Consider the following 21637-nt stretch of genomic DNA (forward strand, 5'->3'; position numbering starts at 1 on the left):
GAACATGCCCTCATGGCGCGTCACGCCAGATCCTGATGGTCAGGGTCCATCCATCGACTTCGAGGCGACGAAAACCCATGGCGGACAATGAGGGTGCCCCTCGACGTTTCTTGCTGAAATTCCTCGGTTGGCCAAGGCGGCCGCCGAAGGGGCGGAACAGCGGATGGTGTGTGAAGTCCAGCGGCTCGGTACGGCCTGCTTGGCGAAGCCGGGTCTCCAGGTGCGTTTTATCGGTGGTGTTGGAACCGCTGCCACCGGAAGGCGCGAAGCCGTACCGTCCGGCGGTGTGGTCCGAGCGCCGACCGATCGAGGGCGCCTGGTGGTTCACGATGTGCGTCCGGTACGGCGCGCTGCTATAGAAGAGGCCATGGCCGACACCAGCGCACCTCCGAAGCGGATCGTGTGGCTGGTCCCGTTCGTTGTCAACGCCCTGTTCGGCTACCTGGCGCCTCTTCCGCTGGGGCTCGTCTGGTACTTCCTGGCCAACTACCCGTTGGCCGCCCTGGGCCTGACCGAACGGGACCCCACCGACAATGACGGAATCCTGCCGCACCTGATCCTGCTCGGCGGTGTGGGGATTTTCATCGCCCTGTGGGCGGCGCTCAATCTCGCGGTCCGGGCACTTTCGAGATTGCCCGCGAAGCCGTACTGGTCGGCCTCGGTGGCCCTGTTGCTCGGTCCGTTCGTCGTGATCGGGTTGTTTCCCGCCGCGTACGGCCTGTGGAAGACGCCGCTGGACTGGCTGTGATCCGGCGGCACCGCCTCAGCGGGGAGCCGTGACCGCTGTCCCGGCAGGGGTCAGCAGGAAGACCTTGGGGCTGAGGCGTTCCATGTCGCCGCGGCGTCCGTAGATGAGGCCCGCGGCGAAGTCCACGAACTGTTTCGCCTGGTCATCCGTCACCGCGGTGAGGTCCATCACGACCGGAATGCCCTTGCGAAAGTAGTGCCCCACGTACAGTGCCTCGCCGTAGTCGCGTGGACGCACCTTCTTGACGACGCTCGTCACGGTGCCGGGTGTGGCCAGGACCGAGGGGACCAGCAGGAAGATCTTGGGGCTGAGGCGTTCCATGTCGCCGCGGCGTCCGTAGATGAGGCCTGCGGCGAAGTCCACGAACTGTTCCGCCTCGTCGTCGGCGACCGCGGTGAGGTCCATCACGACGGGAATGCCGTCACGGAAGTACCGGCCCACGTGGCGGACGTCGTCGTAGGTGAGGGGACGAACTGTCTCAAGGATCACGAGGACAGTCTCCCTGAACCGGCGGGGACATCAAGGGCGCACGATCTACGGGTGGGAGACGGATTCGCCTCCTGTGCCATCTCACAGAAGTGGGGCCACGGGCTGGAACGACGCCGTGACGGCGCAGGCGCGCCGTCAGGTCAGGAGCAGGGTTTTGCCCAGGGCGTCGCGGGACTCGATCGCGGCGTGTGCGTCCGCGGCGTGCTCCAGGGGGAAGGTCTGGCCGATGACGGGTCTGATCCGGCCCGTGACCGCGGCCGACATCACCTGCTGGGCCCAGCCTCGCATCTTCGGGCCGAAGCCGAAGAGCTGCTCGACGCCGATCACCTTGATCCCGCGCTGTCGCGCCTGGGCGGAGTCGATGGCCGTGACCTCGCCGCTGGCGGCGCCGTGGATGGAGAAACGGCCACCGTCCGCCGTCAGCTCGAACGCGGTCCGGCCGATCTCCCCGCCGACCCCGTCGAACACCAGGTCGGGGCCCGCACCACCGGTCACCTCGCGCACCTGTTCCGCCCAGCCGGGGACGGAGTAGTCGACCACGGCGTCCGCGCCCAGCTCGCGAACCAGGTCCAGTTTCCGTGCGCCGCGCGCCGCCCCGACGACTCTGGCACCGGCCGCCCGGGCCAGCTGGGTCAGCAGGGTGCCGACACCGCCGCCCGCCGCCTCGACGAGCACCCACTCCCCGGGGAGGATCCCGGCCCCCTCGACCAGTCCGAACGCGGTGCTGCCGTCGGTGTGCAGGGCGGTGGCCTCGGGCAACCCCAACTCCTCGGGCACCGGGATCAGGTTCCCCACGTCGGCCACCGCGCGTTCGGCGAAGCCCCCGGTCATCCCGAGGTCGGAGATGACACGCCGCCCGGACCAGCTCGGATCCACGCCTTCTCCGACCGAGCTCACCCGTCCGGCGACCGTACCTCCCGGCACGTACGGCAGTGCGGGCCTGTTGTGCCACCTGTCGACACCGCGCCGGATCTGGGTCTCGACGAAGGTCACGCCCACGACGGACACCTCGACCACCACCTGGCCGGGGCCGGCGACCGGGTCCGGCGCCTCACCCGGGACCAATGCCTCGGGACCTCCGAAACGTGTCACCCGTACAACCCGCATGTCGACCACTCTCCCCGCACTCGGCTCGGTGCGGAGCAGTCTCCAACCTCGACTTGAGTTGAGGTCAACCCTGGCGGGCGGTCGGACGGACGCCGCGCGGTTCCAGGGCCGGTCATGGTGGGGACCCGGTGAACGGGGCCGGTCAGGATGTGGATTCTCTCGTCAGCCGCTGGACCCACCCGGACAGTCCGGCCAGCCACTCCGAGTCCGAATCCAGGTTGTGACCGCCGTCCAGCGAGATCAGGTCGGAGTCCCTCGACTGGCTTCCGGACGCCTTGGCCTTCAGGGCGTGCACGATGAGGTTGGCCTGCACGAAGCTTTCCAGCTCAGACCCGGAGAGCCCCTTCCCTGCTCCGGCCGTCTGCGCCTGCCGCGCGACCTCGTGGTCGTAGTAGGGGGCGAGAAGGACGAGACCGTCGCGGATTTCGATGACACGGCGGTAGTAGCTGCGATGAACGCTCTGCCATCGCAGCACCTCGCGCCACCGTGACGTCTTGCTCGCGGTCAGGGAGAGATCGGGGAACTCCTCGTGGAGAACGAGCCACAAGGGTTCCAGCTGTCGGTACAGGCCTCTGTGCCGGGCCCGGACGGGTATCTCCAGGATCATTCCTGCGGCCAGGGGGTAGCCGAGCCCCAGTGCGAAGCCGGCGATTCCGATTCCGACCAGCAGTAGATAACCGGTGTTCGGGATCTGCAGCAGAGGCGAGTCAACCGTCGTTCCCAAGCCCTGAAGCAGCAGGACGGCGATTTTGAGGAACGCTCCGGCGATAAGAAGGTGGAGCGAGGCGTGGAAGATTCTCATCCCGAGGCGCACGTGGCGGCCGGCCGCCGCACGAGTGTACTTCCTCACCAGCTCCAGCGACCTCGTGAGGGTGTACGTCATGTAGGCCAGAGCGGTGATGAGAAAGATTCTGGCCTGGAGGTCGTAACCGTTCCGGAGATCCGCGGGGGCCTCACGCACTGTAGGTGAGGCGATGAACCAGGTGGTCACGAGTACGCCGCACGTCAGTAGCAGAAGAACGCGTTCACGGCGCATACGGCGAATGGCGTTCTGCCCGTATATCGAATAGAAGAAAAATGCGAGCACAAAATATGTGCCCAGAAGTGTGATGAGGTTGACGAACAGCTTCGGAGCCCCGAGCTGTACGCCGTCGAGAGCCGTCCGGACGCCGGGGAGGTTCACGAAGACGGAAAGGAAGAGGCAGCCCACCCCGGCTGTGACGGCGCGCAGCGGAAGGTCCTCCGGGGCGCGGCGTACCTGGATGACCTTGATGGTCAGGATCGCGAAGACGACGAGGGTGATGACGGAGAGTACGAAGGAGATGCTCACAGCCATCCCTGATGGTTGACCAACGACGTGTTCAGTTGTTCTCCCTGAGGGGCGTTCTCGTCCAGAAGGAGAGAGTGCGTGGCTTTGAGGACGCTGGCCCATTCAAGGATGATGGTGGCGATGAGTTCGGCTTCCCTTTCGTGGTCCGTGTCGTAGCACGTCCGCCGTAGTACTCGCGTGGCGGGGGGAAACGAGCTCGACGTCTGCGGTTCCTGGCCGGCGATGTTCAGCTCGTCGCTTGGGTGGTCGGCGAAGATGTGGCCCAGTTCGTGCAGAATAATATGGTCCTGGTGGGGTGCGGAGGTCCTCTCCTGGTAGAAGATGTAGTCGGCTGATTCGGTCTGTACCCACAACCCCGAGGGGCCAGGTACCTCGAAAGGGTGGGGCACGAGCCTGACCGGTCGGTTGCGCCATTCGCCGAATCTTCTGCACAGGTCGGCGACGTCAAGCGGAGGGCGGATGTCGAGCTGTCGGAGCAGTTCGCGGCATCTTCGTCGCACTGTGCTTTCCCGCATATCGCTCCCCGTGTCCACCCTGTTTCCCGTGACCAATAAGAGGTGCCGTTCTCGTAGGTTCTGATGTTGGTTCTCCGACGGCTTCCACGAGAGTGCGGAGATGTTTTCCCGAAGCCCCTGACCAGGGCGGGAGGTTCGGGGCCGGGGCGGATTCTCCCGCCCGAACCTGGTCCGCGTACCGGTGGTCTCCTGCCTGTGTCCACCGGCGGGCGTCCTGGTGACGAAGCCGGGCCTTTCCCGGCCATGGTGATTGTCGCGGGCACCCGTGGTGTGAGTGGCACCGTCCGAAAGGCAGATTTTTTCCTTTCCGAAACTCGGATCGAGAGCAATGCCCGGCCTCTCCCACGCCTCGGCTGGAACGGCACCGACCAGCCGCACGATCATCTCCCCGTCATCTCCCCGTTGGGGAATACTCCCATGACATCGGTTCGGCGGTGGATTTCGTTGTTCAACTGCTCCTGAGAATTTTTGCCGAGCATCTGACGCCGGCGGCGAATCCCGATGGTCAGGTGAGTCCTGTGACCGACCCGTCCGCCGCCCCGTTCAACGCCATGGCAGGCGTCGTCGTCATAGGGTGAGGATTCCTGGTTTCCCGCAAGCGGTGGCGGCAAGGCGAACCACCGGTCCCGGCCCGTTGCAATGTTCCGGCGGCCGGGAGCTCACGAAGCCACGCAGGCGCGGGCCGCTGCTTTTCGCATGGGTCTTGTCCGTGCCGATCCAGGGGCCAGGTCATTCCGCTGGATGCGGACCTCGGCGCCTTCCTCATTGACGCAGAACTACACAGTGTGGGAGGAAGCCACTAGACTCCTCCAAGATCCGGTCCGGGAATCGCTGCTGACCACAGGTAAACGGGGAATTATGAACAGTCCGAGTACGGACCCGCGTGACATCAATGCCACGATGATCGAGAAGATCTTGCACATGCCCCTTCAGCCTTATCGTGAAGCGGCATACGCGTTGCGTGTCATCCAGACGCGAGGTCGTCACACCGGGCAGCCCCGCCGGACGCCTATCGCCGTTGTCCAGCTTTCCGGTGAACATTACCTGGTCGCGCCGAACAGGCAACGACAGTGGGTGAAAAATCTCCTCGCCTCTGGTGAGTGTCACGTTCACGGTGAGGAGAGGGGGCCGTCGCGAACTCTTCTTGTCGAAGGCGAGGAGGCGGCTCGGGTCATCAGAACGTATCTGTCCGTTCTGGACCTTCCCTTCGCGACCGAGGCGTTTCCGTTCGGCGCGGGCGACAGTCTGGAGACGATCGTTCCTCATACCGTGCGTACCGCTGTCTTCCGCCTCGAACCCGCCGAGGGAACGGGGGAGACGGCGTTCGATCCCGCGGTGGAGGTCTGAACCGCGCTTCGCCGGCCGGGGCCACGGGTGGACGGCCACCACGTGACCGTTCGGAGTTCCCGGGGGCATCCGAAGATCGCGTGATGGCTGTGGGTGGTGGTGTCGCTCCCGGCGGTTTACCGTCGGAACCCTGGTGCAACCGTCAACGACCATGCGGAAGGCGCGACGGCCTTCTGCTGTGACAACGGGATGTGTCGCTGACTACGGTTGGGCATCGGGTTCGGCCTCGGAGTCGAACGGCGGCAGGCCTTCCATCTCACGGATCACATTGACGATCTTGGTGAGACTCTCCACCCCCATCGACGACAGCCCCACGGCTCGCATCGCGACCTTGCGTATACCTACGTTCTGCATCGCGATTCGCAGCTCCAACTCGGCGTCGACTTTGGCGGCATAGGCTTCGTCGAAGAAGTACGCCAAGTCGACGCCGAAGAAATCGGCGATACCGGCCAGATGGGAGACCGAAAGGTCGTCGGTCTTGCCGGTCCGTATCCGCCAGAGTGTCGTGTGTGAGATCGGGGTGCCTCGCTCTGTGATCTCCCTGGCCACCTGTTCGTAGCTGTAAGAGGTCCCGTCTTGCTGAAGGACGGTCAGAAACAGGTGGTCAACTAGCTCCGCCAGTGGCTGGCGATAGGCCCTCGCAGACATGGCTCCCTCCGGTCGTAGTACTTGAGAGTGAGGCTTCTCGTAGCACTGGAAAGTGATGTCCCCCTCGGATGCCTCACGCAAGCTTGACACCGAATGTACCGCCGTGCAAACTTTCGATACGTTCATAACGTGCCAGATATGGAAATTTATTGGCATAACTGACGTGTTGGGGTGCGTGGCTGTTCGTTCCTGCATCCCGGAAGCTTGCTGATTCAGGCCGGCGTGCTGCCCCCTGGCGGCTGTGATCGGGGGATCCGTCGTCCGGCCGAACGAGATCGGGGCGAGGGGATTGTTCGGTGGGATGCCGTGACCGCTTCATCGACCAAACGCGACTGTTCCCGCACATGTACGCTGCGTGCCCGGTCGTCTACATGTCGGATGGGGCGTTTCTCCGCAGGGGCGTTTTTTAGGGGGTGCGGACGTGTGTGATCCAGGGCGGCCGCCTCACCGTTGCCGCGTTTTTCTTCGGACGGACTTGAAGGTGGATCTTGGGGGTGGCTCCGGTTCTCCCGGAACGGTTGCCGGCTCTGTGAGGCGATGCTGGAGATGCGTATTTCCTCGGAGGGGGCGGTGGGGGACAACCGGTGACGACATTGATCGGTTCCGCGGGCAGGGGAACGCGGGAGAAATCTCTCGGGACGGTGTCGGTCGCATGGCCCGCCGACGGTCGGCCCGGTCGCTGCCGATGATGCGGTGAACGTCGTACCGGTTCCGTGTGCCTTCCGGTGGATCTGATGTGCGGACGAGGTGGTCGGGGGTTCTCGTGCCCGACTCCCTGTCCGGGTGGCCGGGATGTGAGGGAAACGGTGTGACCGGGGGAATTCTCTCGACCTTCGCTATATCTCGATATACATTGATGTAATCGGCTGGAGAGCCTATGAGGTTCTGGGGATGCGCAAAGTTTCCTAATCCATTTGGGTTGTTTGCTGCAATGCAAAGGTGAGCTATGGCAACAGGCGCGACGGCTCCATTCCGTATCCTCGGCCCTATCGATCTGCACGACGGTGAAGTGCCTATTTCCATTTCACCCGGCAGGCAACCGATCATCCTCGGTGCTTTGCTGCTGCAGGCCAATCACATCGTCAGTACCGAGCACCTCATCGACGCCGTCTGGGGTGAGGACCCCCCGCCGAGCGCGCGCGGCCAGGTACAGATCTGCATTTCAGCACTGAGGCGGCTGCTGGCCCTCATCCCGGCCAAGGGAGAAATCATTCGGCGTTCGCCCGGATACTGTCTGCAGATATCGCTGGAAGACCTGGACTCCTACCGTTTCGAAACGATGGTGAGGGAGGCCGACCACCTGGCGCAGGTGGATGCCGCCGAGGCGGCGGCCACATTACGGCAGGCGCTCTCCCTGTGGCGCGGCCCCGCTCTCGGCGGTGCCGTCAGCCGCCTGCTGGAGGGCAAGGCGCTGCGGCTGGACGAGGCCCGGCAGGCCGCGCTGGAGTGCTGCATAGACATCGAGCTGAGCCTGGGCAGGCATCGTGAACTGGTCGGTGAGCTGACCGATCTGGTGGAGCACACCCCGCTGCGTGAACGGCTGCGCGGTCAGCTCATGCTCGCCCTGCACAGGTCGGGACGGCAGGCCGACGCGCTGGAGGTCTACCGCATGGGGCGAGCCCTGCTGGTGGGCGAACTCGGCCTGGAACCGGGGGAGAAGCTGCAGCGGCTGGAGGCGGCCATCCTCCAGGGCGACGACTCGCTGCTGCTCGCCGATTCGGGAAGGGAGGCCGTCACGCTCACACCGGATCAGCCGGCGCCCTCCCTGCGGATTCCCCCGCACCAACTGCCCGCCGACATCCAGGACTTCACCGGCCACGACGACCTGGTGGACGCGGCCGAGGAGTTCCTGCGCGTCAGTGGCAACACCGCGACGCCGGTCGTGGTGATCACCGGCAAGGCCGGTGCCGGAAAGAGCTGCCTGGCCGTACACGTCGCGCACCGTCTCGCGAAGGTCTTCCCCGAGGGCCAGCTCTACCGGGACATGCGAGGCAGTCAGCAGCAGAACGCGCCCGTGGCGGACGTGCTCGGCACCTTCCTGCGCTCGCTGGGGATCCACGGCCCCGCCGTACCCGGGAGCGTGGAGGAGCGGATCGCCATGTACCGCAGTCTGCTGGCCGACAAGCGGATGCTGGTGGTCCTTGAGGACGTGGTCAGCGAGACCCAGGTGATGCCGCTGCTTCCCGGCAGCGGCGGCTGCGCCGTCATCATCACCAGCCGGGCCCGCCTGACCGGCCTGCCCGGCGCGCTGCAGCTTGAGGTGGACGTCATGGAGGAGGCCAGCTCCCTGGCGCTCATCGCCAAGGTCATCGGAGCCGACCGGGTGGCGGCCGAGCCGAACGCCGCCTCCGCCCTGACCCACATGACCGGAGGGTTGCCGCTCGCCCTGCGGATCGTGGCGGCCCGGCTGGCCGCCCGCCCCCACTGGTCGCTGGCCTCGATGGTGCGAAGGCTGACCGACGAACGGTATCGCCTCGACGAACTGGCCCATGGTGAGATGGTCGTCAGGAAGAGCCTGTCACTCACCTACGACGGGATGGGTGAGACGGCCCGTCGGCTGCTGGACCTGCTCGGCCTGGCGGAAGGCGAGACGATTCCCTACTGGTTCGCCGCGGCCGTACTCGACGGCGAGACGTATCGGGCCATGGACCGCCTTGAGGAGCTCGTCGACGCCCGGCTGCTGGACGTGGCGGGCATCGACGGCGGTGGTTACCCGCGCTACAAGTTCCACGGCCTCATCCGCGCCTTCTCACGGGAGAGGTTGGACGAGCACGAGGACGACATGGGCAAGACGGCCGCTCTCGAACGCGTGCTGGGCTGCTGGATGCACCTCGCGGAGGAGGCGCATCGGCGGCTGTACGGCGGTGACTACACCCTGCTGCACGGGGACGCGCCGCGCTGGAGGTTGCCCGAGGACCAGCTCGACCGCCTCCTGACGCGTCCCCTCGACTGGCTGGAGCAGGAACGGGCCAATCTCTGCGCGGCGGTGGTCCTGGCCGGAGAACACGGTCTGGTCGAGGTGTGCTGGGACCTGACGGTCACCTTGGTCACCCTCTTCGAGACACGCAGCTACTTCGAGGACTGGCAGGACACTCACGAGAGCGCCCTCAGCGCCGCTCGGCTGGCCGGTAACGAGCGAGGCATGGCGGCGCTCATGTGTTCACTCGGCTCGATGCACCTCAACCAGCAGAGGCCGGCCCTGGCACGGCCCCTGCTGGAGCTGGCCTTCACCCGGTTCCAGGAGCTCGGGGAGACGCACGGAATGGCGCTGGCGTTGCGGAACCTCGCGATGCTCGAATACCGCCAGGGCTCACCGGACAGGGCCGAACACCTGTACAGGCAGGCGCTCACCGGTTTCCAGCAGGTCGGCGACCTGGTCGGGGAGGCCCACGTCCTGGCCAAGCTCGCCCAGATCGAACTCGACGGGCGACGGTACGCGGAGGCGGAGGCGCAGCTGGGCCATGCGCTGAACATCGCCAGGCAGACGGGCAGTCTCCGGGTGGAGGCCCAGGTGATGCACAAGCTCGGCAAGGCGCATCTTCTGAGCGCGAACTACAAGCAGGCCGAAGAGGTGGGGAGCGCCGTTCTGCGAATGGTGCGGGAGAACAGCGACATCATCGGCGAGAGCTACGCCCTGCACAGTCTCGGCGTCGTCTACGGTCATCGCCGGAAGTTCGATCTGAGCGAGCGGGCCCTGCGTCACGCGGCTGAGATCCGGGAAAGCGTCATGGACGATCTCGGCGCGGCTCAGATACGGCTCGACCTGGCTCGGGTCCTGGCCGTCCAGGGAGACGTCGTCCAGGCGCGGGAGCTGGCGGAGAAGGCTCAGGCGCTGTTCCAGGAACGGGAGGTGACGCAGTGGACAAGGGAGGCCGGGAGGATCATCGCGGATCTCGTCGTCCGAGAGCGAAGTGGAAGGCTCGCTGAGAGATGAACAGGCCGCAGCCAGAAACGGTGAACACGTCGGCGAAACCCGTCTGTTCGCCGGCGGTCGCCTCCGTCGTGCTGCCGATGACGACGACGTGCTCTCCGCAGGCCGAGACCATGATCCTGCTCACCGAGTAACGGCGGAGACCGGCGTGCCGCTGGTGGTAGCGTTCCAGTTCCTCTCTTCCGTAGATGGTCAGCTCCGGGCGGTGCAACACGGCGTCCTTCTCGAAGAGAGAGGTGTAGGCGTCGATGTCACCGGAATTGAGATACTCGTAGCTCAGCTGGGCGTGGTCGGCGGCCATGGTCGCCAGGTGGGCGCTACGGACGCTTCCAGGGGGCTGTTCGTCGTGCGGCACGAGGGTCAGCCCAGCAGGTTTCGCCGGGCCAGGTAGGCGACGGTGACGCAGTGTTCCGTCACCCGGCCGCCGAGTGCCTCCGCGGTGGCCTCGATGTCCCGCAGAAGGGCGTCCCTGACCGGTTCGGAGAGTTCCCGGACTGCGGCGAAGGTGGCGTACAGCCGGGAGAGCTCCTGGGCCGACATCGTCATCGGCCACTGGATCACCTCCGTCCGGATGCCCTCGAAGGAGGCGGTGCCCAACGCTTCGATCCAGACATCACGGTCGAACGGTCCGACAACATCCAGGACTCCCGCAGGGCGGTGGTGGCGAAGAACGGCGTTGAGCGCGCTGCGGAAAGGAGTGGGCCTTGCCGGGTTTCCGTAGACGGTCCACCACGCCGCGATCCAGCCGCCGGGACGAAGCAGGCACGCGATCCTCCGCAGAGCGGTGGACCTGTCCAGCCAGTGCAGGCTTGAGGCGCACACCACAAGGTCGAAGCCCCCGCTGAGGTCGGGGAGCGCGTCGAAGTCACCTTCGATCACGGTGAGCGGCCGGTCGTGGAACTCGGCACGGAGCCGGGCCGCGAAGTCGGCCCCCAGTTCCACGGCGCAGACATCGGCGCCCCGGTCCAGCAGTTCCCGGGTGGCCTGTCCGCTGCCCGCGCCGATCTCCAGGACCTTGGCGCCGGGGCGCAGTGCGCCGGCCTCCTCAAGAAGCCGGTAGGCGCGGGTGGGGTAGCCGGGCCGCGATGAACGGTAGCCGTCCGCGTCCTTGTTGAAAAGCTCGCGACGCCGTACGCGATTGTCAGTATTCATAATGAAAAATCCCTCATGTCTTTTTTGCCCCTTCTAGGGAGAGCACAGAAGGCACCTCTTCCGGGGCCACCAGCCGCAACAGGGACAGGCAGGCTCCGGCCCTTCCGGTGAGCAGCCCGGGAAAACGGCCGCCGTGCGCGTGTGCGACGACGGCGCCGCTCGCCACGAGATCCCGCCTCATCCGCCGGTACGGCTCTCGCCCCAGCCGGGGGAGGCGTTCGGCTGTGAGCTGGAGGAACTCCAGACCACCAAGCCCCCCGTGGCAGAGACCGTGGTCGGCGGGCGGGTTTTTCCTCGTGACCACGGGCAGGGCTCCGGCCACCTCTTCGACGAACGCCGGGGAGGGCCGCAGGCGGTGGGCGAGCAGCCGGGAGACTCCCGTTCCCGCGGCGCCACTGCACCAGTGAGGCTCAGAGGCCGTCATGCCCCGGCCGGAGGCCAGGGCTTGGAGTCCCGCCTCCTCTGCTCCGGCATCCTTCAGGGCCCGGCCGGACCTGAGCAGCGCCCAGCCGATTCCGGCCCTCCCGTTGGCGAAGCCGTCGTCCACGTCATCCCACGGAGAGCCCGTCAGCCGCTCGACGCAGAGGGCGATCGCCGGCTTCAGCCCGGAGAGGCCATGTCGTTCGTAGAGGTCGCAGGCCACCACGGCCGCCCCGGCCAGCCCCGAGACCAGGCCGGGTTCCCACCGCTCACCGATGTTCCTGATGAAGAGCGGGGTCCAGCGGTCGATGACGTCGAGGTGGGTCTCGTCGGCGGTCAGCACCGCCAGGTGCGCCAGGACGTAGAACGTACCCGCCATTCCCGTGTACGCGCCGACCAGCCGTTCGTTCCGCAGTTCGGCGAGAACCGGACGCATGCTCCGTGACGCCAGCCCAAGATAACGATCATCCCCGTACACCTTCGCCGCGTAGCCAAACATGAGGGCCATACCGGACAGCCCGTCGTACAGCCTTGTGGGAAGTGCCCCATAGGTGCGTGGCTCGTCGCTCGCGCTGTCTCCGGCCAGACCGATCCAGGTACAGTCCGTTCTTCCGAGGATCGCCTCGTCGGCCAGCGCGTCGACGGCCTCACGGGTGCTGTCCCGCAGGCTCCTCCGCCCGGAAGCCGGGCGGGAGGAGGCGAGGACGGAGGGGGGCGAGGAGTGCGGCAGGGTGCTGAGAGCGGAGGTCAGGATGTCCAGCTGGGCGGCACGGTCCTCGGCGCCGAACATCCGCAGCCTGCGCTCGACCGCCTCACAGCCCGTCTCGTGGAAGAAGCCGTCGATCTCGCCGTCCTCCCCGAAACGGAGCGAGGTCGACGAGGCGCTGGTGAAGAAGCGGGGAACGTCCCCGGCCAGCAACTGGCCTCGCTCCGCCTCGGCCAGCAACCGGTCCCGCTCCCCCTCGGCCGGTTCGGGCCAGAGCTCCCCCGTCTCCAGGGGCTCTCGAAAACGACGAGGATGATGGAGCTCGCCCAACAGCACGCCGTAGACCTGGGTCGGCCGGGGCAGATAGCGGATCTCGGCGTCGCGGAACCGGCGGACCAGCGCGAGGAAGGCGGGCTTGTTCGCCGCGATGGCGTCGTAGGCGTCCAGGAATCCCCGGACGACATCGGGGACGTGGGCCGCGGGCTGAACCCGCCCGTGGTTCAGGAAGGGAAGGTTCCCGGTCTTCTCCAGGGTCGCGGGTATCAGCCCTGTCCGCATCACGTCGGTGAACGGCGCGACCAGGGCGAGCCTTCTCAGCGACCTCGGACCGCCCAGTCCACCGCCTATCGCACTGGTTTCCAGGGGGAGCTGCCGTCCGGGGACCATCGCGGTGGCCAGGACGCTTCGGGAGAGCGACGCGAAGGCCCTGTCCGCGGCGGAGTCCGCGACGGCCGAGGAGGAGGGCGAGGGCTGGAGAACGGTTTCGAGATCGATCGGAACGGGGAACTCGCCCGCCGCCCTGAGGTTCTCCATGTGGATGTCGGTGGCGGCCAGACAGGTCAGCAGCGCGGTGCAGGAGCCGATCCGGCGGTAGAACCTGCTGATTGCCTCGCGACCGGAGGCGGGACTGTGACCGATGAACTCGCACCAGCCGTACCGGCCCCGGTTGATGACCCGCATCGCCCGTAGTTCGGCCCTGTCGCCGTGGTCGCCGAGACCGTTCAGGTCGTTGAGCAACGTGACGGCCTGGCCGTACAGCTCCTCGGCGTCGAGTGGCCGGGGCTTGTAGATGACCCGGACTCCGCCGTGGAAGGCCACCTCTGTGACGGATCGGCCGCCGTTGTGCGGATCCCCGAGGCCGCAGCGGAGCGCGTCGACCGTCGTCGTGCCCTCCGATATCCATCCATGCCGCCGAAGCAGAGGAAGATCGGTGGTGAGCCGGGAGAGCAGCTCCAGGGAGTTCGTCAGCCAGTTCTCTGCATGGCTCAGCAGAGCCCGGCCGAGCCCGGGGTACCTGCCGGAAAGAGCGGCGAGGTAGGACGGGTCACCCAGCAGGTGGTCGTTGTAATGGCGATATCTGTCCTCGGGAGTCTCTCCGGTGAGCAGCCCGCCGGTCCGTGACTCGTTGAGCTCGAAGATCAGAGTCTGGTGGCTGACGGAGACCAGGCCGTCGATCAGGTTCGCCGTCAGGGAGTCCCAGGCGTCCTCGGTGAGGACGTCCTCGAAGGCCGCGGCCTTCGCTCTCAGGAGGCTTCGGTGACGGTCGGCGAACCTTTCCACCAGCCCGCCGAAAGGGACCTGGTCGTAACGGGTTCCGTAGAGCCTCACCGGGACCTTCACCCGGACAGGGCCGGCGGGGCGTGAGCGTATCTCGTCGATCACGGCATTCCTCAGGCGCGCCGGCCGGAAAGGAGCTGGCTGCCGACGAGTTCCCGATAGAAGCCGTCCGCCGCCAGCAGTTCCTCGTGGGTTCCGCTGGCACGCACCCGCCCGCCCTCCAACACCACGATGCGGTCGGCCCCCACCACGGTGGAGAGCCGATGGGCGATCATGACGACCGTGGTCGTCTTCGCCACGGCGGTCATCGTCTCCCGCAGCGCGAGCTCGTTGGCCGCGTCGAGCTGGGAGGTCGCCTCGTCCATCAGCAGGATCCGCGGACGACGCAGCAGGGCACGTGCGATGGCTATCCGCTGACGCTGTCCACCGGAGAGCGTCGTGCCCCGGTGGCCGATCCGCGTTTCGAGACCGTCGGGCAGGTTCGCGACGAACTCGGTGAGCCTCGTCCTGGCCAGCGCGTGTTCCAGCTCCTGTTCGGAGACCTCCTGCGTGGCGTAACACAGGTTTTCCCTGAGCGTGCCGGCCAGAACGGGGGCGTCCTGCTCGACGTAACCGATCTGCTGACGCAGTTCGGCCAGCGGCCACTGCCGCACGTCCTTGCCGTCGAGCGTGACGATCCCCGACGACGGCTCGTAGAAGCGCTCCAGCAGGGAGAAGAGGGTGGTCTTTCCGGCGCCGGACGCGCCCACGACCGCCGTGACCTCGCCGCTGGCGACGGTGAAGCTGACCTCGCGCAGGACGGGCTCCTCGCCGTAGCCGAAGGAGACCTTCTGGAAGGCGGCCGTGGCCTGCCGGTAGACGGGCTTGTCCACCGTGGCCGTGGGCCGCCCCTCCGCCTCGACCGGCAGGTCCTCCACTTCGCGCATGCGACGTACGGCGGCTAGGCCCACCTGCATCTCCGTGGCGCCCTGCACGAGGGTCGCGATCGGCTGGCCCAGGTTGAACAGGTACAGCAGAAACGCCACCAGCGAGGACACGGAGAGATCACCGGACGCGACCCGGGCGGCCCCGGCCCCGAGCACGGTGAGGAAGGCCACCTGGATGGCGAGCCCCGAGGAGACCCGGGCGAGCGCGGCCCACTTCGCCGCGCCGACGGTATGCCGCCACGCCTGGTCGACGGCGGTTCCCAGCCGGGATATCTCGGCGCTCTCCATACCGCTCGCCTTCACGGTGCGGAAGGCGCCGAGCGCCCGTTCCAGAGCCGTCGTGATCTCTCCGACCGACTGCTGCACACCCTGCTGGGCGCGCGAGATCCTGGGCATGGCCAGGCCGACCACTCCCAGAATGAGGATCAGGATGCCCGCGGTGACGGCGAGCAGCGGAAGGTCGAGCAGGGCCATCAGCGTGATGCCGCCGACGAGCATGAGGGCGCCGCTGAGCGGCTCAACCAGGGCTTGCGAGGCGGCGCCGCTCAGAAGCGTCGTGTCGGAGGTCACCCGTGAGATCAGGTCGCCGGGGCGGTCCAGCGCGTCGACCCGTAAACGCATGATCCTCGTGATGAGGTTGCCACGGGCGCGGCACACGACGGACGCCGCCACCCGTTCCAGCAGGTAGGTGCCCCATGCGGCGCAGAGCGCACTGAGGACGACGAGCCCGACGAGTGCCAGCACCGGGCTCCACGACGTCCCTCCCACGCCGATCGCATCGATGACCTGCTTGGCGACCAGTGGCTGGGCGAGTCCGGCCGCGGTTCCCACGAGGTTCAGGGCACCGCCCGCCAGGAGCGGTCCGCGGTGTGGAAGGCTGTGGCTCGCCAGGAGCCGCCAGGCGGGCAGGCGTGTCCGGATGTCTCCCGTCGTGGCGTTCATCAGCCCATCTCGAATCGGTTGAGGCTTCTCATCGCCGTACGCGAGGCCACCAGGCATCCGGCGACGGCGGTGACCAGCCCGACCAGCCCGAAGGTGGCGAGGGTGCCCACGGGCATCGCCCGTACGGCCGCCGCGACGTCTCCGCCCGCCATGAGGAAGGCCATCCACGCGGTCGCCATCACCCCCAGCAACCAGGCGGGGACGACCGTCAGCACCATCTCGTAGACGACCATCACGATGATCTGCCGCGGGGCCGCGCTGATCTGGCGGAAGGAGTTGAACTCCCCGGCGCGGTCCACCGCGCTCAGCACCAGCGCGCTGACCGCGGCCAACAGGAGGAAGCCGCCCACCAGAACCACGGCGAGGATGCCGATGCTGGAGGTGCCGGCCGCGCGCTCCGCCACGTACCGCTGACGGAACTCCCCCGTCGACTCCACCTTGACCAGTCCGCTCCCTCCGGCGACGTCGTGGAGTCGCGACTGCGCGGCGGGTTCGGCCTGGACCAGGATCCGGTTGTAGGCGGGCGTGGCCACATGGCCCGAGAGGGCACGGCCGGGCAGCAGCAGACCCTCCTGGCCGCCCTTGTCCAGGCCGAAGACGGCCGTGACCGGCAGGACGACCGGGGACGACGCGCCCGTGATGCGTACCTCCACCCGGTCTCCGAGCGAGATGCCACGCTGCTGCGCGTAGGAGTGGCCCACGGCGACTCCCTCGTCGGAGAGTCTGCCCTGCTGGATCTGGAGGTCGAGCAGCCCGTCGACCTTGCCGGTGGTCACGGTCGCGTAGGTGGCGGCGGTGTCCTGGATCCCCCCGGCCGATCCCGTGCGTACGGGCGTGGCCTGAGCCCAGGCGTCCCACAGGCCGACGGTGGCCGTGACACCGGCGATGCCCGCCACCTCCTGCCGGGTCTTCTCACTGAGCCCGATGTAGGCGTCGCGGATCAGCGGCGTCCTGAGGATGTAGTCCGCGCTGATCCGCTCCGCCGCCTCCTCCGTCGTGCTGAGCGTGTAGAGCGGGAGGCTGCTCAGGGCCCACCCCGCGATCGCCACTCCCACAGCGAGCGGTGCCACGACCCCCGCGTACCGGCGGTGCTGGAACCGTACGTTCGCGGCGGCCAGATAGCCGCTGACCGAGGAGAGCGCGGTGATGGGGGCACGGCTGGCCCGGGCCAGTCCGTAGACCACCCAGGAACCGATGAACCCGATGCCGACCATGACCAGCCCGCTCGCCAGCACGCCGTAGACGCCACGCAGGGCGGGCGGCATCAGACCGGTCATGCCAAGGACCTGGACGGTGCCCGCGCCGGCCAGCGCCAGGACACCCACCACGATCTTGAGAGTGCTCTTCCCGGTCTGCTCGGTCACCGCGACGGAGTCGGCAAGAGCCTCCGCGGGCCTGATTCTCAACGCGGTGCGTGCCGTCAGCCAGGCGGCCACCTGGCCGGCCAGGATGGTGGCGACGAGGGCCAGGACCATCGGCTGCGCGCTGTAGCTCACCCGGAACGCCGGGTTGAAGATCTCCCTGGAACGCAGGGCGACGACGAGCAGTTCGGCCATCCCCAGCCCCAGGACACCTCCGACGACTCCGCCGACCAGCGTGAGGATCAGTGCCTCCGCGTGGCAGAGGGACCTGACCTGTCCCGGGGTGGCGCCGACCGCCCTGAGCAGGGCGAGCTGCCGGGAACGGCGGCGGATCGACGTGATCAGCGCGCCGCTGATCACGGTGATGGCCATGAGGGCGACGATCGCGGTCAGCATGCTCATGGTCTGCCCGGTCGCCCGGTCGTCGGGCAGGCTTCCCTCCAGTACGCCGCGGTCGGCTCCCGCGGCCACGCGCAGGGTCGGCAGCCCCGCCGGTCCCGGGGCGTCACCCCGGACCGTCTGGCTCAGCAGGGATTCGACCTCCGCCGCGACCGTCGCGGGGCTGAACCCGGAGTTGACGGAGATCCCCAGCGCGTCCACCCGTCCGGCGCCGCGTCCGGCCAGCTCGGCGGCGCGCTCGTCGGCGAAGAAGAGCGTGCGCTGGTAGGGCAGCGGCCCTGTTGAGGATCCGGGCTCCGCCGTCCCGGCCAGCCGGTAGGTACGGCTCGCGCCGGCCACGAGCACCGGCACCGGCTGTCCGAGAGACACCCCGGCCGCCTCGGCCAGCTCCCGGTCCAGCACCACCTCGTCGGGGCCGGCGGGCCACCGGCCCTCACGGAGAGCGAAGGGGGTGAGTTTCGCGCTCGCCGCGGCGTGACCGAACTGCGCGATTCTCGTGAGCGGAAGCACCGGCTGCCCGCGCCTGTCCAGCACGATCGCGGTGAACGTCAGCTCCGGCACGACCTCGCGGACGGAGGAAAGCCCCCGGACCCGCTTGACCGCTTCCTGGGTGAACAGCCCCGTGCCCCCTCCCGCCACGACGGGGACGGCCGAGTACCGTTCGACCGGTGCCTCCGCGTGCGTCGCCGAGTACTGGATGACGGCGAACGCGTTGATCAGGCCGGACCCGATGGCGATCATCAGGAACGCCCCGAGCAGCACGCCCGGCTGACGCCGCAGCGTGCTCCATGCGATGGACAGCATCAGTCCTCACCTGCCAGACGCGTCATGGTGGCGGCCACCCGCTCGGGGGTGGGCGCCGTCATGACGTCGACGATCCTTCCGTCCACGAGGAAGAGCACCTGGTCGGCGTGGGCGGCGGCGACCGGATCGTGGGTCACCATGATCACGGTCTGGGCGAGTTCGGTGACGGCGTCGCGCAGCACCGACAGCACCGCCTTGCTTGAGGCCTTGTCCAGGGCACCGGTCGGTTCGTCGGCGCAGAGGACGCGTGGCTTGGTGATCAACGCCCGGCAGATGGCCACCCGCTGCTGCTGCCCGCCGGACAGCTCGTGCGGCCGGTGGCTCAGGCGGTTGGCGATGCCGGCGCGACTGGCGAGTTCGTTCATCCAGGCCTGGTCCGTGGCACGGTGCGCCAGCCGGAGGGGGAGCGTGATGTTCTCGGCGGCGGTGAGCGCCGGGATCAGGTTGAAGGCCTGGAAGACGAAGCCGATCAGGTCACGGCGGATGGTCGCCAGCTTCTTCTCCGACATCCCGTTGAGGCGGTGCTCGCCGAGGAGAACCGAGCCGTCGGTGGGTTCGAGCAGTCCCGCCACGCACTGCAGCAAGGTCGTCTTGCCGGAGCCCGAGGGCCCCATCACCGCGGTGAAGGAGCCCGGCGTGAAGGACCACGTCACGTTCTTCAGCGCGGTGACGGTGGTCTCGTTCGCGCCGTAGACGTGACTCACCTGCTCCAGACCCACGGCGGATGAGAGCCGCTGTTCCACGGAGGTCTTCTGCACAGTCATGAGCGGACCGACACTTTCATGGTGATGAAGAAATGAATGATCTCGTCGGGGTTCTCACCGATGGGCTCCCCCTCCGCCTCGACCCACGCGTGGGCCTCGAAGGGGTGGGTGCTCACACCCGCGCACCAGTCCGGCCAGCTGCCCGCCGCCCGGCACATGAGGGCGATCGCGATGGATCGTTCGAGGCAGCGCGGGCCACCGTGCCTGAGGCTCAGGCCCACGATCGCGTTTCTGGCCCGCTCCGCCTCCTCCGCGGTCGCCGCCCTGGCCCCTTTGCTCAGGGAGCGGAGTACGGCGTGCAACCGGTAGGGGGCGCAACGGGCCAACGGCCAGGCCAGGAGGATGGCGGCCAGCACGACGGGGCGTAGCCGCCAGGGGGGCGCGGTGGCCTGCTGAAGCGCCACCATCTTGGGACTCACCGGGTCACCAGCTTGGCCGCGGCCAGCTTCTCGATCATCTGCTGGACGTCGTCGGCGGCCCGGTCCGCCGCGTCCGGGTACCGTTCACGCAGCACCGCGACCGCCGATTCGAGGTCCCCCTCGGCCATGAGGCACTTCAGCACGATCGCCGCGGTGTCGTTGGTCTGCCAGTATCTGCCGCGGCGGTTGTCCAGAAGGACCGCCCCGGTGTCGGTTTCGGTGAACGTCACATGCGCGGGCAGACGCCAGGCCATCACGGTGCTCCTTCACGGTCGGCTGTGGATCGAAGCCAGAGTTCGACACCCAGCGTGGAGTCGAACGGCATGAACGGCCGTGCGTCCGCGTGCTCTCCGAAGAGGACCGGGCGGATCGCCTCAGGGTCGATGAGACCCATCCTGGCCAGGTGTGAGTCCTCGCACATGGCCCAGAGCTCGTGCCGGTGCCGGCGCAACCCCTCGTAGAAGTCGGTGCTTCCGTCGGCCTTGGTCTGGCGGTCGAGGACATGGGGGACCAGCCCTCGCATCGCGGTGGCGAGGACGGGTTTCATGTGGGTGGGCGAGATCCGGTCCTCAAGGCGGATGGAGAGCGCAGCCTCAAGGACACGGTCATCGGTGTACGGAGCCTCCAGCAGGATGCCGAACTGCTCCGCGATCCGGGAGACTCCGCGGATGATCCAGCCGTTCGCCTGTACGGCGCGGATCATCTCGTGCTGGACCGGCAGGGGGGAGAACGGTTCGGGGCCCGCGGCCGCCGCCTCGCGGATCAACCTGCGCGCGGTCAGCACGGCCTCCTCGGTCGCCCAGGGTGGCATGCGGAGGGACGGTTCCCACCCGGTCTCGTATCCCCAGACCCGCTGGTCGGTGAGCTGGTCGGTGCTCCTGGCCAGCCAGCGGGCGTAGGGCTTGATGGCGGACATCTGGCGCACCGTGGTGGCCAGGCTCCAGCGATATCGTGACGCGGCGGCCCTGATGTGTTGCATGGACCGTCGCGGTTGTTGGCGTGACAGAGAGTGCAGGCAGGTGGTGGTGGCGAAGAACAGCTCGTCGCCCCCCGTTCCCTGCATGTGTCGGGTGGCACCGGTTTCGGCGGCCAGCCGCAGCACGTGCTCGATGCGCGCGCGGGGGCGGGCCAGAGGAGCAGGCCCCTCAAGGTCGAGCCGGGCCTCGGCCAAAGGGGAGTACAGGGCGGGGCCTGTGCCGCGCGGTACGGTCAGATGCCGGGCGTGCGGCAGGTCGGTTCTGCAGAGGTCGGTCCAGTGCTTGTCGTCGTTCAGGCTGCCCGAGGCCTCGTAGTGGACGGTGACCAACTCGCTGCTCTTCCCGGCGGCGAGGAAACACAGGCTGGTGGAGTCCACTCCGCCGGAGAAGTCCGAGCTGAGGACGCCGGTTCCCCGGCTTCTGGCCGTGACCGCGGCGTCCAGGGCCTCGCGGACCTTCACCGCTCCCTCGGCCAGCGGGACCGTGGGCTCGGGAGGCGTCCACCAGGGCACCTGGCGATCGGCGCCGTTGGCGGAGATCTCCAGGTAGCACCCCGGGGTCAGGGCGCGGACGCCCTTCCACATGCTCACCTCGTTCAACGGCCACGGCGCTCCGAACGGGGTGAGCAGGTGCAGCGCCAGACGTTCCTCGTCGATCCCGGCCCCCGTGAGCTCGGCCAGACTCTGCGGGCGATCCGCGGCGACGGTGACGCCCATGACGGTGCCGTAGAAGATCTGCCGGGCGGTCGAGATGCTGCCCTGTGCCCTCACCGTGCCGTTCACGGAGCCGATCAGGTGGAACGACCCCGCGATCGAGCTCGCCAGGGCGTCGAGGTCACGTATGGAGCGGACCCGGCGGAGCCGTTCGGCCAGGGCGGTCTCGGTGATGTCCACCGTTCCCAGAAGGGCGACCCTGGCGTGTGCCGACTCAGCCTGGACGATGTCGAAGTCGGGCCACTGGCCCAGAAGCCACGGTCGGCCGGAACGATGCGTCAACACTTTCTCGCCGAGCGCGGTGGGAAGGATACTCCTGATCCTGTCCGCTTCCGGATTGTCGGGAAAAATGATGAATTTCATCCCGGCCTCCTTTTCCGTG

General features: G+C 67.7%; 18 protein-coding genes and 1 pseudogene. 4 read left to right on the top strand and 15 right to left on the bottom strand.

Going from position 1 to position 21637, the window contains the following annotated elements:
- Window positions 1-10 precede the first annotated feature (10 nt).
- Window positions 11-328 (bottom strand): hypothetical protein, encoded by a 318-nt coding sequence (locus tag ABZ470_RS10040; protein WP_362911078.1) that lies wholly within the window; start codon window positions 326-328, stop codon window positions 11-13.
- Window positions 329-367: 39 nt separating this feature from the next.
- Here ABZ470_RS10040 and ABZ470_RS10045 point away from each other — a divergent pair, with 39 nt between their 5' ends.
- On the top strand, window positions 368-748 hold the full coding sequence (locus tag ABZ470_RS10045; RefSeq protein WP_352014880.1) for a hypothetical protein: 381 nt from the start codon (window positions 368-370) through the stop codon (window positions 746-748).
- A 15-nt stretch (window positions 749-763) separates the two neighbouring features.
- Here ABZ470_RS10045 and ABZ470_RS10050 read toward each other — a convergent pair whose 3' ends face one another.
- The 4 genes and pseudogenes from ABZ470_RS10050 to ABZ470_RS10065 form a co-directional block, all read right to left on the bottom strand.
- Window positions 764-1237 (bottom strand): cell division protein SepF, encoded by a 474-nt coding sequence (locus ABZ470_RS10050; protein ID WP_362911079.1) that lies wholly within the window; start codon window positions 1235-1237, stop codon window positions 764-766.
- Between the two features lie 135 nt (window positions 1238-1372).
- Entirely contained in the window at window positions 1373-2344 is a 972-nt protein-coding gene (locus tag ABZ470_RS10055; protein WP_362911080.1) for a zinc-binding dehydrogenase, read from the bottom strand.
- 142 nt (window positions 2345-2486) lie between these two features.
- Window positions 2487-3674: an MAB_1171c family putative transporter gene (locus ABZ470_RS10060; RefSeq protein ID WP_362911081.1), complete on the bottom strand. Its 1188-nt coding sequence runs from the start codon at window positions 3672-3674 to the stop codon at window positions 2487-2489.
- Window positions 3675-4537: 863 nt separating this feature from the next.
- Window positions 4538-4674 (bottom strand): annotated as a pseudogene (locus tag ABZ470_RS10065) (transposase); the annotation flags it as partial.
- Between ABZ470_RS10065 and ABZ470_RS10070 the strand changes: the two are divergent.
- On the top strand, window positions 4624-4767 hold the full coding sequence (locus ABZ470_RS10070) for a hypothetical protein (RefSeq protein WP_362911407.1): 144 nt from the start codon (window positions 4624-4626) through the stop codon (window positions 4765-4767). The pseudogene ABZ470_RS10065 and the gene ABZ470_RS10070 sit on opposite strands and share 51 nt — an antisense overlap.
- Before the next feature lie 322 nt (window positions 4768-5089).
- Complete coding sequence (locus tag ABZ470_RS10075; protein WP_352014876.1) at window positions 5090-5536, top strand: nitroreductase/quinone reductase family protein; 447 nt, start codon at window positions 5090-5092, stop codon at window positions 5534-5536.
- Window positions 5537-5737: 201 nt separating this feature from the next.
- On the opposite strand, the gene ABZ470_RS10080 is transcribed toward ABZ470_RS10075, so the two are convergent.
- Window positions 5738-6184, bottom strand: a complete 447-nt coding sequence (locus ABZ470_RS10080; RefSeq protein ID WP_352014875.1) for a helix-turn-helix domain-containing protein — start codon at window positions 6182-6184, stop codon at window positions 5738-5740.
- 1057 nt (window positions 6185-7241) lie between these two features.
- Here ABZ470_RS10080 and ABZ470_RS10085 point away from each other — a divergent pair.
- Window positions 7242-10118, top strand: coding sequence for a BTAD domain-containing putative transcriptional regulator (locus ABZ470_RS10085; RefSeq protein WP_362911082.1), 2877 nt, complete (start codon window positions 7242-7244; stop codon window positions 10116-10118).
- Here the strand turns inward: ABZ470_RS10085 and ABZ470_RS10090 are convergent.
- The 9 genes from ABZ470_RS10090 to ABZ470_RS10130 all read right to left on the bottom strand — a co-directional run bounded on the left by ABZ470_RS10090 (window position 10066) and on the right by ABZ470_RS10130 (window position 21618).
- On the bottom strand, window positions 10066-10470 hold the full coding sequence (locus ABZ470_RS10090) for a nuclear transport factor 2 family protein (RefSeq protein ID WP_362911083.1): 405 nt from the start codon (window positions 10468-10470) through the stop codon (window positions 10066-10068). The genes ABZ470_RS10085 and ABZ470_RS10090 overlap by 53 nt on opposite strands.
- 5 nt (window positions 10471-10475) lie before the next feature.
- Window positions 10476-11267, bottom strand: a complete 792-nt coding sequence (locus ABZ470_RS10095) for a methyltransferase domain-containing protein (RefSeq protein ID WP_362911084.1) — start codon at window positions 11265-11267, stop codon at window positions 10476-10478.
- Window positions 11268-11280: 13 nt separating this feature from the next.
- The gene (lanM, locus tag ABZ470_RS10100) at window positions 11281-14001 is read right to left on the bottom strand and encodes a type 2 lanthipeptide synthetase LanM (protein WP_362911085.1); all 2721 of its coding nucleotides are present in this window, start codon (window positions 13999-14001) and stop codon (window positions 11281-11283) included.
- Window positions 14002-14063: 62 nt separating this feature from the next.
- Entirely contained in the window at window positions 14064-15818 is a 1755-nt protein-coding gene (locus ABZ470_RS10105) for an ABC transporter ATP-binding protein (RefSeq protein ID WP_362911086.1), read from the bottom strand.
- A complete protein-coding gene (locus ABZ470_RS10110; protein WP_362911087.1) occupies window positions 15818-18382 on the bottom strand; it encodes an ABC transporter permease in 2565 nt (854 codons plus the stop codon). The genes ABZ470_RS10105 and ABZ470_RS10110 overlap by 1 nt, the downstream gene beginning before the upstream one ends.
- The gene (locus ABZ470_RS10115) at window positions 18382-19146 is read right to left on the bottom strand and encodes an ABC transporter ATP-binding protein (RefSeq protein WP_352014868.1); all 765 of its coding nucleotides are present in this window, start codon (window positions 19144-19146) and stop codon (window positions 18382-18384) included. Before ABZ470_RS10115 ends, ABZ470_RS10110 begins: the two co-directional genes overlap by 1 nt.
- Window positions 19143-19565, bottom strand: coding sequence for a lasso peptide biosynthesis B2 protein (locus ABZ470_RS10120; RefSeq protein WP_352014867.1), 423 nt, complete (start codon window positions 19563-19565; stop codon window positions 19143-19145). The genes ABZ470_RS10115 and ABZ470_RS10120 overlap by 4 nt, the downstream gene beginning before the upstream one ends.
- Window positions 19562-19819, bottom strand: coding sequence for a lasso peptide biosynthesis PqqD family chaperone (locus ABZ470_RS10125; protein ID WP_352014866.1), 258 nt, complete (start codon window positions 19817-19819; stop codon window positions 19562-19564). Before ABZ470_RS10125 ends, ABZ470_RS10120 begins: the two co-directional genes overlap by 4 nt.
- Window positions 19819-21618: an asparagine synthase-related protein gene (locus ABZ470_RS10130; protein ID WP_352014865.1), complete on the bottom strand. Its 1800-nt coding sequence runs from the start codon at window positions 21616-21618 to the stop codon at window positions 19819-19821. Before ABZ470_RS10130 ends, ABZ470_RS10125 begins: the two co-directional genes overlap by 1 nt.
- Window positions 21619-21637: the final 19 nt, after the last annotated feature.

Origin of the sequence: Streptosporangium sp. NPDC020072, assembly GCF_040631445.1 — a bacterium.
In the GTDB taxonomy this organism is placed as follows: Bacteria; Actinomycetota; Actinomycetes; order Streptosporangiales; family Streptosporangiaceae; genus Streptosporangium.

Bases quoted from the DNA above. Each gene is read 5' to 3' on its own strand.
- ABZ470_RS10130 (WP_352014865.1), bottom strand. From the start codon at position 21,618: ATGAAATTCATCATTTTTCCCGACAATCCGGAAGCGGACAGGATCAGG.
- ABZ470_RS10080 (WP_352014875.1), bottom strand. From the start codon at position 6,184: ATGTCTGCGAGGGCCTATCGCCAGCCACTGGCGGAGCTAGTTGACCAC.
- ABZ470_RS10105 (WP_362911086.1), bottom strand. From the start codon at position 15,818: ATGAACGCCACGACGGGAGACATCCGGACACGCCTGCCCGCCTGGCGG.
- ABZ470_RS10125 (WP_352014866.1), bottom strand. From the start codon at position 19,819: ATGGCCTGGCGTCTGCCCGCGCATGTGACGTTCACCGAAACCGACACC.
- ABZ470_RS10110 (WP_362911087.1), bottom strand. From the start codon at position 18,382: ATGCTGTCCATCGCATGGAGCACGCTGCGGCGTCAGCCGGGCGTGCTG.
- ABZ470_RS10045 (WP_352014880.1), top strand. From the start codon at position 368: ATGGCCGACACCAGCGCACCTCCGAAGCGGATCGTGTGGCTGGTCCCG.
- ABZ470_RS10115 (WP_352014868.1), bottom strand. From the start codon at position 19,146: ATGACTGTGCAGAAGACCTCCGTGGAACAGCGGCTCTCATCCGCCGTG.
- ABZ470_RS10055 (WP_362911080.1), bottom strand. From the start codon at position 2,344: ATGCGGGTTGTACGGGTGACACGTTTCGGAGGTCCCGAGGCATTGGTC.
- ABZ470_RS10075 (WP_352014876.1), top strand. From the start codon at position 5,090: ATGATCGAGAAGATCTTGCACATGCCCCTTCAGCCTTATCGTGAAGCG.
- ABZ470_RS10095 (WP_362911084.1), bottom strand. From the start codon at position 11,267: ATGAATACTGACAATCGCGTACGGCGTCGCGAGCTTTTCAACAAGGAC.